Origin of the sequence: Caulobacter sp. 73W (assembly GCF_041021955.1) — a bacterium.
Classification (GTDB): Bacteria; Pseudomonadota; Alphaproteobacteria; order Caulobacterales; family Caulobacteraceae; genus Caulobacter.
On the sequence record NZ_CP158375.1, the window covers coordinates 2,359,755 to 2,373,093 of the forward strand.

At 68.5% G+C, this 13,339-nt stretch carries 11 protein-coding genes; 6 read left to right on the plus strand and 5 right to left on the minus strand.

Annotation, left to right across the window (positions count from 1 at the left end; genetic code table 11):
* The first annotated feature begins 115 nt into the window (after nt 1-115).
* Genes hisS through hisG form a run of 3 tightly spaced genes read left to right on the plus strand, consistent with a single transcriptional unit; the run spans nt 116 to nt 3,674 of the window.
* On the plus strand, nt 116-1,585 hold the full coding sequence (gene hisS / locus ABOZ73_RS11100) for a histidine--tRNA ligase (protein ID WP_369058209.1): 1,470 nt from the start codon (nt 116-118) through the stop codon (nt 1,583-1,585).
* Complete coding sequence (locus ABOZ73_RS11105) at nt 1,585-2,715, plus strand: ATP phosphoribosyltransferase regulatory subunit (protein ID WP_369058210.1); 1,131 nt, start codon at nt 1,585-1,587, stop codon at nt 2,713-2,715. Before hisS ends, ABOZ73_RS11105 begins: the two co-directional genes overlap by 1 nt.
* Entirely contained in the window at nt 2,712-3,674 is a 963-nt protein-coding gene (gene hisG, locus ABOZ73_RS11110) for an ATP phosphoribosyltransferase (protein WP_369058211.1), read from the plus strand. Before ABOZ73_RS11105 ends, hisG begins: the two co-directional genes overlap by 4 nt.
* A 358-nt stretch (nt 3,675-4,032) precedes the next feature.
* Here hisG and ABOZ73_RS11115 read toward each other — a convergent pair whose 3' ends face one another.
* From ABOZ73_RS11115 to ybaL, 4 genes are all read right to left on the minus strand, one after another.
* A complete protein-coding gene (locus ABOZ73_RS11115) occupies nt 4,033-6,153 on the minus strand; it encodes a M13 family metallopeptidase (RefSeq protein ID WP_369058212.1) in 2,121 nt (706 codons plus the stop codon).
* Nucleotides 6,154-6,241: 88 nt separating this feature from the next.
* Nucleotides 6,242-6,703 carry a copper chaperone PCu(A)C gene (locus tag ABOZ73_RS11120; RefSeq protein WP_369058213.1) on the minus strand — a complete coding sequence of 154 codons (462 nt, stop codon included), beginning with the start codon at nt 6,701-6,703 and terminating at the stop codon, nt 6,242-6,244.
* Between the two features lie 116 nt (nt 6,704-6,819).
* The gene (locus ABOZ73_RS11125; protein WP_369058214.1) at nt 6,820-7,197 is read right to left on the minus strand and encodes a DUF2946 family protein; all 378 of its coding nucleotides are present in this window, start codon (nt 7,195-7,197) and stop codon (nt 6,820-6,822) included.
* A gap of 60 nt (nt 7,198-7,257) precedes the next feature.
* Nucleotides 7,258-8,904, minus strand: coding sequence for a YbaL family putative K(+) efflux transporter (ybaL, locus tag ABOZ73_RS11130; protein ID WP_369058215.1), 1,647 nt, complete (start codon nt 8,902-8,904; stop codon nt 7,258-7,260).
* Nucleotides 8,905-8,980: 76 nt separating this feature from the next.
* On the opposite strand from ybaL, the gene ABOZ73_RS11135 reads away from it, so the two are divergent.
* The 3 genes from ABOZ73_RS11135 to ABOZ73_RS11145 all read left to right on the plus strand — a co-directional run bounded on the left by ABOZ73_RS11135 (nt 8,981) and on the right by ABOZ73_RS11145 (nt 12,778).
* Nucleotides 8,981-9,238, plus strand: coding sequence for a helix-turn-helix domain-containing protein (locus ABOZ73_RS11135; RefSeq protein WP_369058216.1), 258 nt, complete (start codon nt 8,981-8,983; stop codon nt 9,236-9,238).
* 23 nt (nt 9,239-9,261) lie between these two features.
* Nucleotides 9,262-11,052 (plus strand): cation:proton antiporter, encoded by a 1,791-nt coding sequence (locus ABOZ73_RS11140; protein ID WP_369058217.1) that lies wholly within the window; start codon nt 9,262-9,264, stop codon nt 11,050-11,052.
* Nucleotides 11,053-11,605: 553 nt separating this feature from the next.
* Complete coding sequence (locus ABOZ73_RS11145; RefSeq protein WP_369058218.1) at nt 11,606-12,778, plus strand: OmpA family protein; 1,173 nt, start codon at nt 11,606-11,608, stop codon at nt 12,776-12,778.
* A 111-nt stretch (nt 12,779-12,889) separates the two neighbouring features.
* On the opposite strand, the gene ABOZ73_RS11150 is transcribed toward ABOZ73_RS11145, so the two are convergent.
* Nucleotides 12,890-13,333 (minus strand): Lrp/AsnC family transcriptional regulator, encoded by a 444-nt coding sequence (locus ABOZ73_RS11150; protein ID WP_369058219.1) that lies wholly within the window; start codon nt 13,331-13,333, stop codon nt 12,890-12,892.
* Between the last annotated feature and the right edge of the window lie 6 nt (nt 13,334-13,339).

A 13,339-nucleotide genomic window follows, 5' to 3' on the forward strand; every position in this document is an offset into this window, starting at 1 on the left:
GGGGACGGGCCAGGGTCGCGCGGCTTAAAGCCCAGCACATCCCGGCCAAAGCCCCCGCCAAGGCGGAGGCTTGCAGCAAGCGCTCCGTCGTCCTCTCGAACCGACGAAAAGCGCCATGACCGAAGAAATCTTCCGCCCCGAAGCCCGCGCCCCCCGAGGGTTCGCTGACAAGCGCGCGCCGCAGCTGCGCTCCGAGCGCGCCATCCTGGAGGCCGTGTCCAAGGTCTATGAAAGCTACGGCTTCGAGGCGCTGGACACCGGGGCCTTCGAGTATGCCGACGCCCTGGGCAAGTTCCTGCCGGACAGCGACCGTCCGAACGAAGGCGTCTTCGCCCTGCAGGATGACGACGAACAGTGGATGGCCCTGCGCTATGACCTGACCGCCCCGCTGGCGCGGTTCGCGGCGCAGAACTGGGAGACCCTGCCCAAGCCGTTCCGCCGCTACGCCTTCGGCACGGTGTGGCGCAACGAAAAGCCCGGTCCGGGCCGCTTCCGCGAATTCATCCAGTGCGACGCCGACACGGTGGGCTCGGCCCGTCCCGAGGCGGACGCCGAGATCATCGCCATGGCCGTGGCCGGCCTGGAGGCCGCCGGTCTGCCGCGCGGCCAGGCGGTCATCAAGATCAACAACCGCAAGCTCCTCAACGGCCTGCTCACCGCCGCCGGCGTCGAGACCGCGGGCCAGAAGCTGGGCGTGCTGCGCGCCGTGGACAAGCTGGACCGCCTGGGCGCGGAAGGCGTCAAGCTGCTGCTGGGCGAGGGGCGCAAGGACGAGAGCGGCGCCTTCACCAAGGGCGCCGGCCTGACCGGCAAGGCGATCGACTCGGTGCTGGCCTTCGTGGCCGCCGGGGCGGCGTCACGCGGCGCGACCCTGGACGCCTTGTCGGCGGTGATCGGCGGTTCGCCCGAGGGCGACGAAGGCCTGGCGGAGCTGGCCGCCATCGACGCGGCGCTGAAGGGCCTGGGCGTGGCCGAGGACCAGGCGCTGTTCGATCCGTCGATCGTGCGCGGTCTGGAGTACTACACGGGCGCGGTGTTCGAGGCCGAGCTGCTGCTGAGCACCACCGACGAGAAGGGCGAGGCCGTGCGCTTCGGCTCCATCGGCGGGGGCGGCCGCTATGACGACCTGATCGCCCGCTTCACCGGCCAGCCGGTCCCGGCCACCGGCTTCTCCTTCGGCGTCTCGCGCCTGGCCGCGGCGCTGAAGGCCGCCGGCCGTGACGCCGCCCAGGCCGCGCGCGGCCCGGTGGTGATCATCGCCTTCGACCAGGCGCACATGCCTGAGTACTTCGCGGTGGCGGGCGAGTTGCGCGCCGCCGGCGTCCCGGCCGAGGTCTATCTCGGTTCGTCGGGCATGAAGGCGCAGATGAAGTACGCCGACCGCCGCATGGCGCCGGCCGCGATCATGCTGGGCGGGGACGAGATCGCCGCCGGGACCGTGACCATCAAGGATCTGGACCTGGGCCGTGAGCTGGCCGCCGGGGTGTCGGACAACGCCGAGTGGAAGGCGACCCGCCCGGGTCAGCAGACCATCGCGCGCGACGAGCTGGTCGCGGCCGTCAAGCGGATCACGGAGGGCGGCTGATGCGCTTGGAGAAGGCCATTCCCGCGACGGCGCTGGATGCGATCCGAGCGCCGTTCCTGAACGCCGGCGCCCAGATGGCGGACTCGCCGGTGCTGCAGCCGCTGAGCCTGCTGCTCGACCTGTCGGGCGAGTCCATGCGCGCGCGCCTGTTCGTGGTGCAGGGCGACGGCGGCGAGGAGCTGGCCCTGCGGCCGGACTTCACCATCGGCGTGGCCCGCAGCCACATTGAGGCGGGGACCGCCATCGGCCGCTACTTCTATGAGGGAAAGGCCTTCCGTGTCGCCCCGCCGGGATCGGACCGGGCGGAGGAGTTCCTGCAGGTCGGGCTGGAGACCTTCGGCCCGCCGGAAGGCCCGCGCGCCGACGCCGAAGTCGCCGCTCTCGCTTGGAAGGCGTCGGTCGCTGGCGGACGGGATGACCTGACCCTGCTGCTGGGCGACGTGTCGCTGTTCAGCGCCTTTGTCGACAGCCTGGATCTGGCCGCGCCGCTGGCGGCGCGCCTGAAGCGGGCCTTCAGCCATCCCCGCCTGCTCAAGGCCGAGCTGGACGGCGAGCAGGCGTCCGTCGCGCCGACCGGCTCGGGCAAGCTGGCCAATCTGCTGGCCGGTCTGCCGGAGGCGGAGGCCGAGGAAGTCCTGCGCGAGCTGTGGGCCATGACCGGCGTCGAGCCGGTGGGCGGACGCCGCCCCGCCGATATCGTCCATCGCCTGATCGTCCGCGCCCAGGCGCAGGACGCGGGCCGCCTGTCGGCGGACGAGATCGCCGCCGTGCGCGGCTATCTGGCGATCAGCGATGCGCCGCGCGCCGCGCTGGCCGCCGTGAAGGGCCTGGCGGGCTCCAAGGGCGCCGCGCTGGACGCCGCGCTCAAGGCCTGGGACGTGCGTCTGTCGGCCTTGGACGAGCTGGGCGCCGACGAGGCGCGCATGACCCTGTCCACCGGCTTTGGCCGGGCCTTCGGCTATTACGACGGGATGCTGTTCGAGGTGCGCAGCGCCGCCCTCGGCGAAGAGCGCCCGGTGGCGGCCGGCGGCCGCTATGACGGGCTGATGCCGCGCCTGGGCGGCCAGGCGGCCGGCGCCGTGGGCTGCATGGTGCGGCCGGCGCGGGCCTATGCGGGAGGCGTGGAATGAGCGAGCCCCTGATTTTCGCCATCCCCTCCAAGGGGCGGCTCAAGGAACAGGTCGAGGCCTGGCTGGCCGACTGCGGCTTCAAGCTGGAGGCCAGCGGCGGTTCGCGCGGCTATAGCGCCGAGCTGTCCGGCCTGCCGGGCGTGTCCGTGCGGCTGCTGTCGGCCGGCGACATCGCCGCCGCCCTGGCGTCGGGCGAGGTTCACCTGGGCATCACCGGCGAGGACTTGCTGCGCGAACAGGGCGAGGACCTGGATGCTCGCGTGGTGCTGCTGCGCGCCCTGGGCTTTGGCCGCGCCGATCTGGTGGTGGCCGCGCCCAAGAGCTGGCTGGACGTGGACACCATGGCCGACCTGGATGAGGTGGGTCACATCCATCTGGCCCGCACGGGCCGCCGCCTTCGGGTTGCGACCAAGTATCTGGCCCAGACCCGTAGTTTCTTCGCCCGTCGCGGCGTGGCCGATTATCGCATCGTCGAATCCAGCGGCGCGACCGAGGGGGCTCCGGCCGCCGGGGCGGCGGAATTGGTGGTGGACATCACCACCACGGGGGCGACCCTGGTCGCCAACGGCCTGAAGGTGCTGTCCGACGGCGTGATCCTGAAGAGCCAGGCGCAATTGGCGGCGGGCCTGGGAGCGTCCTGGACCGCCGACAACCTGGCCTCGGCCCGCCGGCTGGTGATCGCCATCGAGGCCCGCGCCCGCGCCATGGCCTTGGCGACCCTGGTGTGGCCGGCCGAGCAGGATGCCGCGGCGCGTCAGGCGACCGAGGCGTTCCTCGCCAAGGGGGCCACCCGCCGGGCGAACGGCCTGCTGATCGACAAGCGCGATCTGCTGGACGTCTGCGCCGCCCTGGGCGCTTCACGGGTGGAGCCGGTGACCGTCGCCCGGCCGGATTACGTCTTCGAGGCCGATTCTGGGGCCATTGAGGGTCTGGCCGCCCGCTTGAAGGATAAAAACTGACGCTCGTGCATAAAATTAACCCGGCGGGTTAAGACTTATCGACGCTAATGTACGGTTTTTCTTTCAATGCCTTGCAAAAACCGGCTTTGCGGCGTTGACAGCCTTCTTAATTTGCCGTTCTTTGTCCTTACCGGGAGACGAGAGCCGCCACAGAACGGCCCAGCTCCTAGGCGTTTCGGGGAGGAAACGCCCTCTAAGATCGAGTGATCGAGCAATAGCTGAACCCGTCGCGATATCCCCCGCGACGGGTTCAGTGTTTTTGGGCTATTGCGTCAAAATCCTCAAACAGATGTTCCAATGCAAAACGCCCGCCCCGGAGATCGGGACGGGCGCTGAAGCCTGATTGGGATTGGAGCGCCTACCAGAGGCGGACGCGATTCTCCGGAGCGACATACAGGGCGTCGCCCGGCTTGATGTCGAAGGCCTGGTACCAGCCGTCGATGTTCCGGATCGTGCCGTTGACCCGGTAGTAGGCCGGCGAATGCGGATCGGTGACGACCTGCTGACGCAGGGCTTCGTCGCGGATTTTCTGACGCCAGACCTGGGCCCAACCGAGGAACACGCGCTGGTCGCCGGTCAGGCCGTCCAGCACCGGTGCGGGCTTGCCGTTCAGGGAGCGGTGATAGGCCTCCAGCCCCAGGGTCAGGCCGGCGAGGTCGCCGATGTTCTCACCCATGGTCAGGCCGCCCTGCACCTTGGCGCCAGGCAGGGGCTCGAACGCCGAGTACTGCGCGCCCAGCTTATCGGCCTGGGCCTTGAACTTGGCGGCGTCCTCGGCGGTCCACCAATCCTGGAGCACGCCGTCGCCGTCGTAGTTGCGGCCCTGGTCGTCGAAGCCGTGGCCGATCTCGTGACCGATCACGCCGCCGATGCCGCCGTAGTTGATGGCGTCGTCGGCCTGGGGATCGAAGAACGGCGCCTGCAGGATCGCCGCCGGGAAGACGATCTCGTTCATCGGCGGGTTGTAGTAGGCGTTCACGGTCTGGGGCGTCATGCCCCATTCCTTGCGGTCGACCGGGCCGTTCAGGCGGTCCAGGTCGTGCTTCCACTCGAAGGCGCTCGAGCGGATGACGTTGCCGTAGAGGTCGTCAGCCTTGATCGTCAGGCTCGAATAGTCGCGCCACTCTTCCGGGTAGCCGATCTTCACCGTGAACTTGGCCAGCTTGTCCAGGGCGCGGGCCTTGGTCTCCGGGCTCATCCAGGGAAGGTTCTCGATGCGGTCCTTCAGGGCCGAGCGGATGTCGGTGACCAGTTTCAGCATCTTGGCCTTGGATTCCGGCGGGAAGTAGCGGGCCACATAGATGCGGCCGACCTCTTCGCCGAGCATGCCGTTGACGTTGGCGACGCCGCGCTTCCAGCGGGGGCGCTGTTCCGGCTGACCGCTGAGGGTCTTGCCGCGGAACTCGAAGTTGGCGTCGGCGAAGGCCTTGGACAGATAAGGGGCGCCGCCGTCGGCCAGGTGGAAGGCCTGCCAGGCCTTCAGGGTGTCGAGCGAGGTCTCGTCGTAGATCTTGGCGATCTTCGGAAACGCCGTGTCGGTGGTCAGGACGAAGCGCTCGGCCCCGCCCAGGCCGCTGGCGGCGGCGATGGCCTTCCAGTCGACGCCGGGGGCGTAGGTCGCCAGCTCGGCGGGGGTCTTGGGGTTGTAGGTCTTGGTGGCGTCACGGCGCTGGATGCGGGTCCAGGAAGCCTCGGCGATCCGGGTCTCCAAATCGACGACGGCCTTGGCGTGATCCGCCGGCTGCGGCCAGCCCGCCAGGGTCAGCATCTTCTCGACATAGGCGAGGTAGGCGGTCTTCTTCTCGGCGAACTTGGCGTCGAGATAGTAGTCGCGGTCCGGCAGGCCCATGCCGCCGGTCATCAGATAGACCGCGTACCGGCTCGGGTTCTTGCGGTCGGCGCCGATATAGCCGGGGAACAGGGTGGAGAAGCCGGTCGTCGGGCTCTTGCCCATCAGGACGGCGAAGTCGGCCTTGGTCTTGGCGGCGCGGATCTCGTTGAGCTCCGAAGCCAGCGGCTTGGCGCCCAGCTGATCGGCCAAGGCCTCGTTCATGAAGGCGTTGTAGGCCGCGCCGATCTTGGCGGCGTCAGCGTCCTGGATCTTGCCCGCGGCGGCGTCCTGGATGATCGCTTGCGACCGGGCTTCCGACAAAAGCGACAGCTTGTCGAAGTTGCCGAAGCGGGTGCGGTCGGCGGGGATCTCGGTGGTCTTTTCCCAGGTCCCGTTGGCGAATTTGAAGAAGTCGTCGCCCGGCTTGGCGGTCAGGTCGCGGCCCGACAGGTCGTAGCCCCAGGTCCCATAGCGCGGGGACTCCAGCGAGATCGCCGTACCGCCCGAGGTCTCGCCCTGAGCCAGCAGATCGAGCGACTGCATTTGGCAGAGCGCGTCGAGGCAGTTGTCGTGTTCGTGGGCCGAAGCGCTCGCGGCGCTCATCAGAAGGGCGCCTGCAGCCGCAGCGCCCAGCCATGCCGTCTTCATTCCTGTTGTCCTGTTGATTGTTAGCGGATTTGGACGGGCGGCAGTTTGCATGGGCCGCCCGTCGCGATCGATTACAAATCGTTCATGTTCAGTGGTGGTGCCCGCTGGCGGCCGCCATGGCGCGCACCGGGAAAGCCAGGGTCTGGGCCGGAGCCTTTTCGAACTTCAGGGTCAGGGTCACCGAAGACCCTTCGGTCAGCGGCGCCTTGGGCTTGATGACCATGACGTGCAGGCCGCCCGGCTTGAACTCGGTCTCGGCGCCGGCCTTCAGCGCCAGACCTTCCTTTAGCTGCCGCATGCGCATGACGCCGCCGTCCACGCTCATGGTGTGGATCTCGGCGCGGTCGGCGGCCTTGGTCTCGATAGCGGCCAGACGGTCGTCCGCCGAGGCCTTGAGGGTGAGGTAGCAGCCGCCGGCGGGCGCGACGGCCGGGGCGGCGCGGCACCAGGCGTTGGTGACGGCGATGGTGGGGGGAGCGGCGTCGGCGGCCTTGCCGCACCCGGCGGCGAACAGACCGATGGCGGCGGCGGCGAGAAGCTTGGCGTTCATGAGAATCCTGCCTTGCGGGCGGCGATCGGCCGGCCCGTCATTTCATGGAGCAAGGGTGCGACGGCCGGGTGGCCGCCGGCAAGGGCGAAGGGCGAGGCTGGGAGCCGCGCGCTGGACTAGCCGCGCGGCGGCGCCTGGCCGGGCGGGCGCGGCGGACCACGGGCGAGCGGGCGTGCATGCTGGCGCTCGGCCGTCGCTATGGGAGCCTCCGCCGCATAGCGGACCAGAGCGACGACGCCGGGCGGCGTCTCCACCGCGGCGAGGCTGGCGGCCAGACAATCCTGGCAAGGCAGTCCAGCGAAGCCGGCCTTTGTAGGCTGGCCCCGGTCATCCACCGTGATGGTGGTCGCGCCGTCGGCCGAACAGATCTGAACCAGGGCTTGATCGCGGGTCGCGGCGACGGCCCCGACGCTGAGGCCCGGCAGCATGACGGCCAGGATCGCCAGCCAGAGCAGCCAGCCTCCCGTGCGTCGATGTCCTCGCGCGACCTGCATGGCGTTGCGCCTAAAGACGCGACGCCATCGGGTCAAGCTGGGCGGGTCAAGCTGGGCGGGTCAAGCTGGGCGGGCCTTGGCCTTGGTCAGGGCCAGCATGCCGAGCGCGATTTCGCGTTCGCCCATGATGGTGTTGTCGGCGCCGCGCGTGGCCAGCAGCTCCACCTCCGCGTCCGAGTGGGCGCGGGCGATGATCTTCACCTTCGGGTTTAGGCGGCGGGCGTGCTCGACGATGGTCGCCGCCTCGAAGGCGTTGGGCACCGCGACCAGAAGATGGCTGGCGTTGGCCAGGCCGGCCTCGGTCAGGATCTCAGGTTTCACGGCGTTGCCCTCGACGACCTTGACGCCCTGGGCGCGCAGTTCGTCCAGGCGCTCGCTTTCGGTCTCGATGACCACCAGGCCGGCCCCCTTGAAGCCCTCGGTCACCGCCTTGCCGACACGGCCATAGCCGACCAGCACCACGCAGGAAGCGGCCTTGGGCGCGGGGGCGGCGACCTCTTCGGGCGCGACGACGGGCTTGGCGGTCTTCTGCAGGTGGCGATCCACGAAGCGGAAGAGGACCGGATTGACAAGGATCGACAGGATCGCGCCGGCCAGGATGAGGTCGCGGCCTTCCGGCGGCAGCAGCTTCAGGTCGGCCCCCAGGGCGGCCAGGATGAAGGAGAATTCGCCGATCTGGGCCAGCGAGGCCGAGATGGTCAGGGCCGTGCCGGTAGCGTGCTTGAATGCGCGCACGATCAGATAGGCGGCGATCGACTTGCCCACCACGATGATCGACAGGGTCGCCAGCAACGACAACGGTTGCTGGATCAGAATCATCGGATTGAACAGCATGCCGATGGACACGAAAAACAGCACCGCGAAGGCGTCGCGTAGCGGCAAAGTCTCGTTGGCGGCCTGCTGGCTGAGCTCGGACTCGCTCATGATCATGCCGGCGAAAAAGGCGCCGAGGGCGAAGGACACGCCGAACAGCCCGGCCGAGCCGAAGGCGACGCCCAGGGCGATGGCGAGCACCGCCAGGCGGAACAGCTCGCGCGACCCGGTGTGGGCCGTCCAGTGCAGGATCCACGGGATCACACGGCGCCCGACGATCAGCATCAGGGCGATGAAGGCGGCCACCTTGCCGAGGGTCATGCCCAGGGCGCCGGCCATGCCGACCAGTCCGCCGCCGCTTTCCCCGCTGAGGGCGTCGGTCACCGCCGGGATGAGCACCAGGGCGAGGACCATGGCCAGGTCCTCGACGATCAGCCAGCCGACGGCGATGCGGCCGCGCTCGGTCTCGATCAGACGGCGCTCCTGAAGCGCCCGCAGCAGCACCACGGTGGAGGCGACCGACAGGGCCAGGCCGAAGACGATGCCGCCGCCGAGCGGCCAGCCCAGCAGGACGGCCAGGCCAAGACCCATGAGCGTCGCGGCCAGGATCTGGGCGACGGCGCCGGGAATGGCGATCTTGCGGACCGCCATCAGGTCCTTCAGCGAGAAGTGCAGGCCGACCCCGAACATCAGCAGGATCACGCCGATCTCGGCCAGCTGGTTGGCCAGCGGCTGATCCGCCACATAGCCGGGGGTGAACGGCCCCACCGCGACCCCGGCCAGCAGATAGCCCACCAACACCGGCAACCGCAGACGATTGGCGATCGCGCCAAAGACAAACGCGAGCACGAGGCCGGCGACGATGGTGGCGATCAGCGGCACGTGATGCGGCAAGCCTGTCTCCTTGACGATATGATCCTAAGGGGGCGATACTCGGCCAATATGGGTGACTTCGCCCGGATTGGCTACCATGCCTCATACTAAAATACTGTGCCCGTCCCAGTGCCGCGCCGCGCGCGGACTTCTCGACTGGTCCCAAGAGGACCTGGCGGGCCGGGCGGGCGTGTCGCGCAGCACAGTGCGCGATTTCGAAACCGGACGCCATGAACTGCATGGCGGCACCGAGCGGCTGCTGATGGCGGCGCTGCGCGACGGGGGCGTTCTGCTGATCGCGTCCGGCGAAGAAGCGGGCGACGGCGCCGGGCCGGGCGTCCGGCTGGTCGGGTAATTTCAAAGGGTCGGGGGCTGGCATTGGACCACGGGGTCGCGGCGGAGAACTATAAGGACCTGGTGCTGTTCCTGGCGACGGCTGGGGTGGTCGTTCCCCTGTTTCGGCGCTGGCGGATCAACCCGATCCTGGGCTTCCTGTGCGCGGGCGTGGTCCTGGGGCCGTTCGGTCTCGGCTCCCTGGGCGAGCGGGCGCCGTGGCTGTCCTATTTCACCATCGGCAATCCGGCGGATGTGGCCCAACTGGCCGAGTTCGGCGTCGTCTTCCTGCTGTTCATGATCGGCCTGGAACTGTCGTGGGAGCGCCTGCGCCTCATGCGGCGGCTGGTGTTTGGTCTCGGCGGACTGCAGGTCAGCTTCTGCATCCTGGTCATCGCCTCGGCCGCCTGGCTGCTGGGGCAGCCCTTGGCCGCCGCCTGCGCCATCGGCGCGGCCCTGGCGCTGTCGTCCACCGCCATCGTCATGCCGATCCTGGCCGACCAGAAGCGCCAGCACAGCCCAGCGGGGCGGGCGACCTTCTCCGTCCTGCTGTTCCAGGATCTGGCCGTGGCCCCGATCCTGATCACCATCGCCATCCTCGGGGGACGGGGCGAGAGCCTCTCGCCGGCCATGCTGCTGGCCGCCGCGCCGGCGGTGATCGGCGTGGGCGCCATCGTGCTCGCCGGCCGTCTCCTGCTGCGCCCCATGATGCGCTCGGTGGCCAAGGCCAAGAGCGACGAGATGTTCATGGCGGCCTCGCTGCTGATCGTCATCGGCGCGGGCCTGATCAGCGCCCTGGCGGGCCTGTCCATGGCGCTCGGCGCGTTCGTCGCCGGCATCCTGCTGGCCGAGACCGAATACCGTCACGAGGTCGAGGTGAAGATCGAGCCCTTCAAGGGCCTCCTGCTCGGCCTGTTCTTTGTTTCCATCGGCATTGGCCTGGATCTGTCGCTGCTGGCCCAGAGCCCCGCCCCGATCATCGGTATGGCGGTCGGCATGGTCGCCCTGAACGCCAGCGTGGTGTTCGTCTTGGGCCGCGTCTTCAAGCTCAGCTGGGAGGCGGCGGCGGAGGCGGCGCTGTTGCTGGCGGGCGGCGGCGAGTTCGCCTTCGTCATCCTCGGTTCGGCCATGCAGGAGGGGCTGGTCGCCCAGGAGGCGGGCCAGATGATCCTGGTGGCCTCCACCCTTTCGATGTTCTCCATTCCGCTGCTCGCCGCCCTGGCGGGCAAGGTCGCCGCCGTCCCGCGCAGCGACAAGGTCGCGGTCCCGACGCCGCCCACCACGGGCGTGCCCGATCCCGAGGAGGCGCCGTCGGTGCTGGTGGTCGGCTATGGCCGCGTCGGGCGTCTGGTGGGCGAGATGCTGACCCGGCACGATATCGCCTGGATCGCCGCCGACCGTGATCCGCGTCTGGTCGAGGCGGGACGCCGCTCCACGGGCAAGGTCTATTTCGGCGACGCCTCGCGGCCGGACTTCCTGCGCCGCTGCGGCCTGGACAACGCCCGCGCCCTGGTCGTGACCATGGACAACCCCGACGGCACCGAGGCGGTGGTGGGGGCGGCGCGTGATCTGCGCCCCGACCTGCCGATCGTCGCCCGGGCCAAGGACGCCCGCCACGCCGCGCGCCTCTATGATCTGGGCGTCACCGACGCCGTGCCCGAGACCATCGAGGCGAGCCTGCAGTTGTCCGAGACGGTGCTGGTGGACATCGGCGTGCCCATGGGCCTGGTCATCGCCTCGATTCATGAGCGTCGTGACGAGTTCCGCAAGGAGCTGAACCATCCCGAGGCCTTGGGCGGCCGCACGCGGCGCTATCGTCAGACCGCTCGAAAGTGACGCCCTTCCGCCGCTCGGCGGAAGAAAAATGTCGTTTTCCAGACAAACAATCGGAACCATTGCGCCGGACGGGCATTTCGCCGGTCGTAAGGGGCGCTTCGCAGGATGCGGAGCCCGGGAGCACCATGGTTCAAACGCAAGGTCATTCGGCCCGTCGGGGGCGTGGCGACAGCTTCGTCTGCGCTCAGGCCGCGTGGGTGAACCGCGACGCGTGGTCCCTGCGTCCCTTTGTCAAATTCTCCAATAATGGCGGACGTCAGCTTCAGGAACTCGGCGTACATCGACCGACGTTCGGCGTAGCTCCGCAGGTTTTCAGGTCTCGTCGACGTGCGCCAGGCGTGGCGTCGAGGTCTGGGCGTATCGTTCGGTCCAAAGGTCCGCATAAGATCGCGGTCGAACGAAATGCCGATTATTCTTTAGTGTCCTGGCGTGTGCTCGCGGTCAGGGAAAAGACAAGGGTGTTGCTTCACCGACACTTTCGTCACCTGAACGCACTGATATAACAAGTCCGGCTGTTCCAAGCTGGAGCAGTGGGCAAGAGAGGGCTCTTGAAATGAAATTGAAACTCCTGGCGGGAGCCGCTTTCGCCGCGGTCGTCGCCGCGACGGGCGCTTCGGCGGCTGAACCGGGCTGGTACGGCGCTGTTGATCTCGGCTATCACTGGCAGAAGCCGCTCCGCGCTGACGGCAGCACCAACAACACCGACGGCGCTCCGTACCGTTACGACTTCGACACCGACGCCGATTGGGCCGGTTTCGCTCGTCTCGGCTACCGCGTCGCTCCGAACTGGCGCGTGGAACTGGAAGGCGGCTACCGCACCGGCGGCATCGACACGATCCGCGGCCGCGCTGACCGTCCGCAGCCGATCGCCCTGTGCTCCGTCGGCGTCGGCGGCACCACTGGCTACGCCTGCCCGGCTCCCGATGGCGACATCGACAGCTGGACCCTGATGGGTAACGTCCTCTACGACTTCTTCCCGGATTCCGCGTTCAACGTGTTCGTTGGCGCCGGTATCGGTGTGAACCGCGTCGATGTGAACGTCACCGGCCAGTTCAACACCGTTCCGGGCACCACCCTGACGATCGACGACGACGACGTGACCTTCGCCTACCAAGGCATCGCCGGCGTTTCGTGGGCCGCCACCGAAAAGCTCAACGTCGACCTGACCTACCGCTACCTCGGCGGTTCGGACGTCGACTTCAAGTCGACCTCGTCGGGCGTTCCGGCTCCGGGCACCTTCTCGGGCGAGTACGAAGACCAGTCGGTGACCATCGGCCTGCGTTACTCCTTCGCTTCGCCGCCGCCGCCGCCGCCGCCGCCTCCGCCGCCCCCGCCGCCTCCCCCGCCGCCTCCCCCGCCTCCGCCGCCGCCGCCTCCGCCGGCTGCTCCGGAAGCCAAGGAGTTCATCGTCTACTTCCCGTTCGATCAGTACGTCCTGACGCCGGAAGCCCAGACGGTGGTCCAAGAGGCCGCTCAGTACGCGACCTCGGGCAATGCGACGAAGGTCGTGGTTGTCGGTCACACCGACACCTCGGGTTCGGACGCCTACAACGCTCGCCTGTCTGAGCGTCGTGGTAAGGCCGTCGCCGACGCCCTGGTGGGCCTGGGCGTTGGTCAGTCCACCCTGTCCGTCGACTGGAAGGGCGAAACGGCTCCGGCCGTCGCCACCGGCGACGGTGTGAAGGAACCGCTGAACCGTCGTTCGACCATCTCGATCAACTTCTGATCGGATCCGAACGCCGCAAGGCAGATCTAGCGGGAGCCCGGCCGAAAGGCCGGGCTCTTTGCTTTTGGGGCTGGGGCATCAGTAGACGAGGCTGAACGCGGTCCGATCAGGTCAGCCGGCGGACTCGCGCACCGTCTCCATCGCCACGAACGTCGAGGTGCTGGCGACGTGGGGCAGGGTCGAAATCTTCTCGCCGAGAATGGAGCGGTATCGGCGGATGTCGGGGGTGCGGACCTTCAGCAGGTAGTCAAAGCTGCTGGCGATCATGTGGCACTCCTCGACCTCGGGAATCTGCCGGACCGCGTTGTTGAAATCCTTCAGGGCCTGCTCGCGGGTGTCCGACAGCTTCACCTCGGTGAAGGCCACGTGGTCCAGGCCGACGCGTGCGGGGTCCACGATCGCCCGGAAGCCTACGATCACGCCGCTCTCGACGAGCCGTTTGACGCGCTGCTGGCAGGGCGTCTTGGAAAGGCCGACCTTCTCGGCCAGCTCGGTGAACGTCATTCGCCCGTCCCGCCGCAGGTTGGCCAGGATCTTGCGATCGAACTCGTCCAAATCGAC

Excerpts from the sequence above, each read along its gene's own strand:
- hisS (WP_369058209.1), top strand. The coding sequence starts at position 116 with ATGACCGAAGAAATCTTCCGCCCCGAAGCCCGCGCCCCCCGAGGGTTC.
- ABOZ73_RS11105 (WP_369058210.1), top strand. The coding sequence starts at position 1,585 with ATGCGCTTGGAGAAGGCCATTCCCGCGACGGCGCTGGATGCGATCCGA.
- hisG (WP_369058211.1), top strand. The coding sequence starts at position 2,712 with ATGAGCGAGCCCCTGATTTTCGCCATCCCCTCCAAGGGGCGGCTCAAG.
- ABOZ73_RS11115 (WP_369058212.1), bottom strand. The coding sequence starts at position 6,153 with ATGAAGACGGCATGGCTGGGCGCTGCGGCTGCAGGCGCCCTTCTGATG.
- ABOZ73_RS11120 (WP_369058213.1), bottom strand. The coding sequence starts at position 6,703 with ATGAACGCCAAGCTTCTCGCCGCCGCCGCCATCGGTCTGTTCGCCGCC.
- ABOZ73_RS11125 (WP_369058214.1), bottom strand. The coding sequence starts at position 7,197 with ATGCAGGTCGCGCGAGGACATCGACGCACGGGAGGCTGGCTGCTCTGG.
- ABOZ73_RS11135 (WP_369058216.1), top strand. The coding sequence starts at position 8,981 with ATGCCTCATACTAAAATACTGTGCCCGTCCCAGTGCCGCGCCGCGCGC.
- ABOZ73_RS11145 (WP_369058218.1), top strand. The coding sequence starts at position 11,606 with ATGAAATTGAAACTCCTGGCGGGAGCCGCTTTCGCCGCGGTCGTCGCC.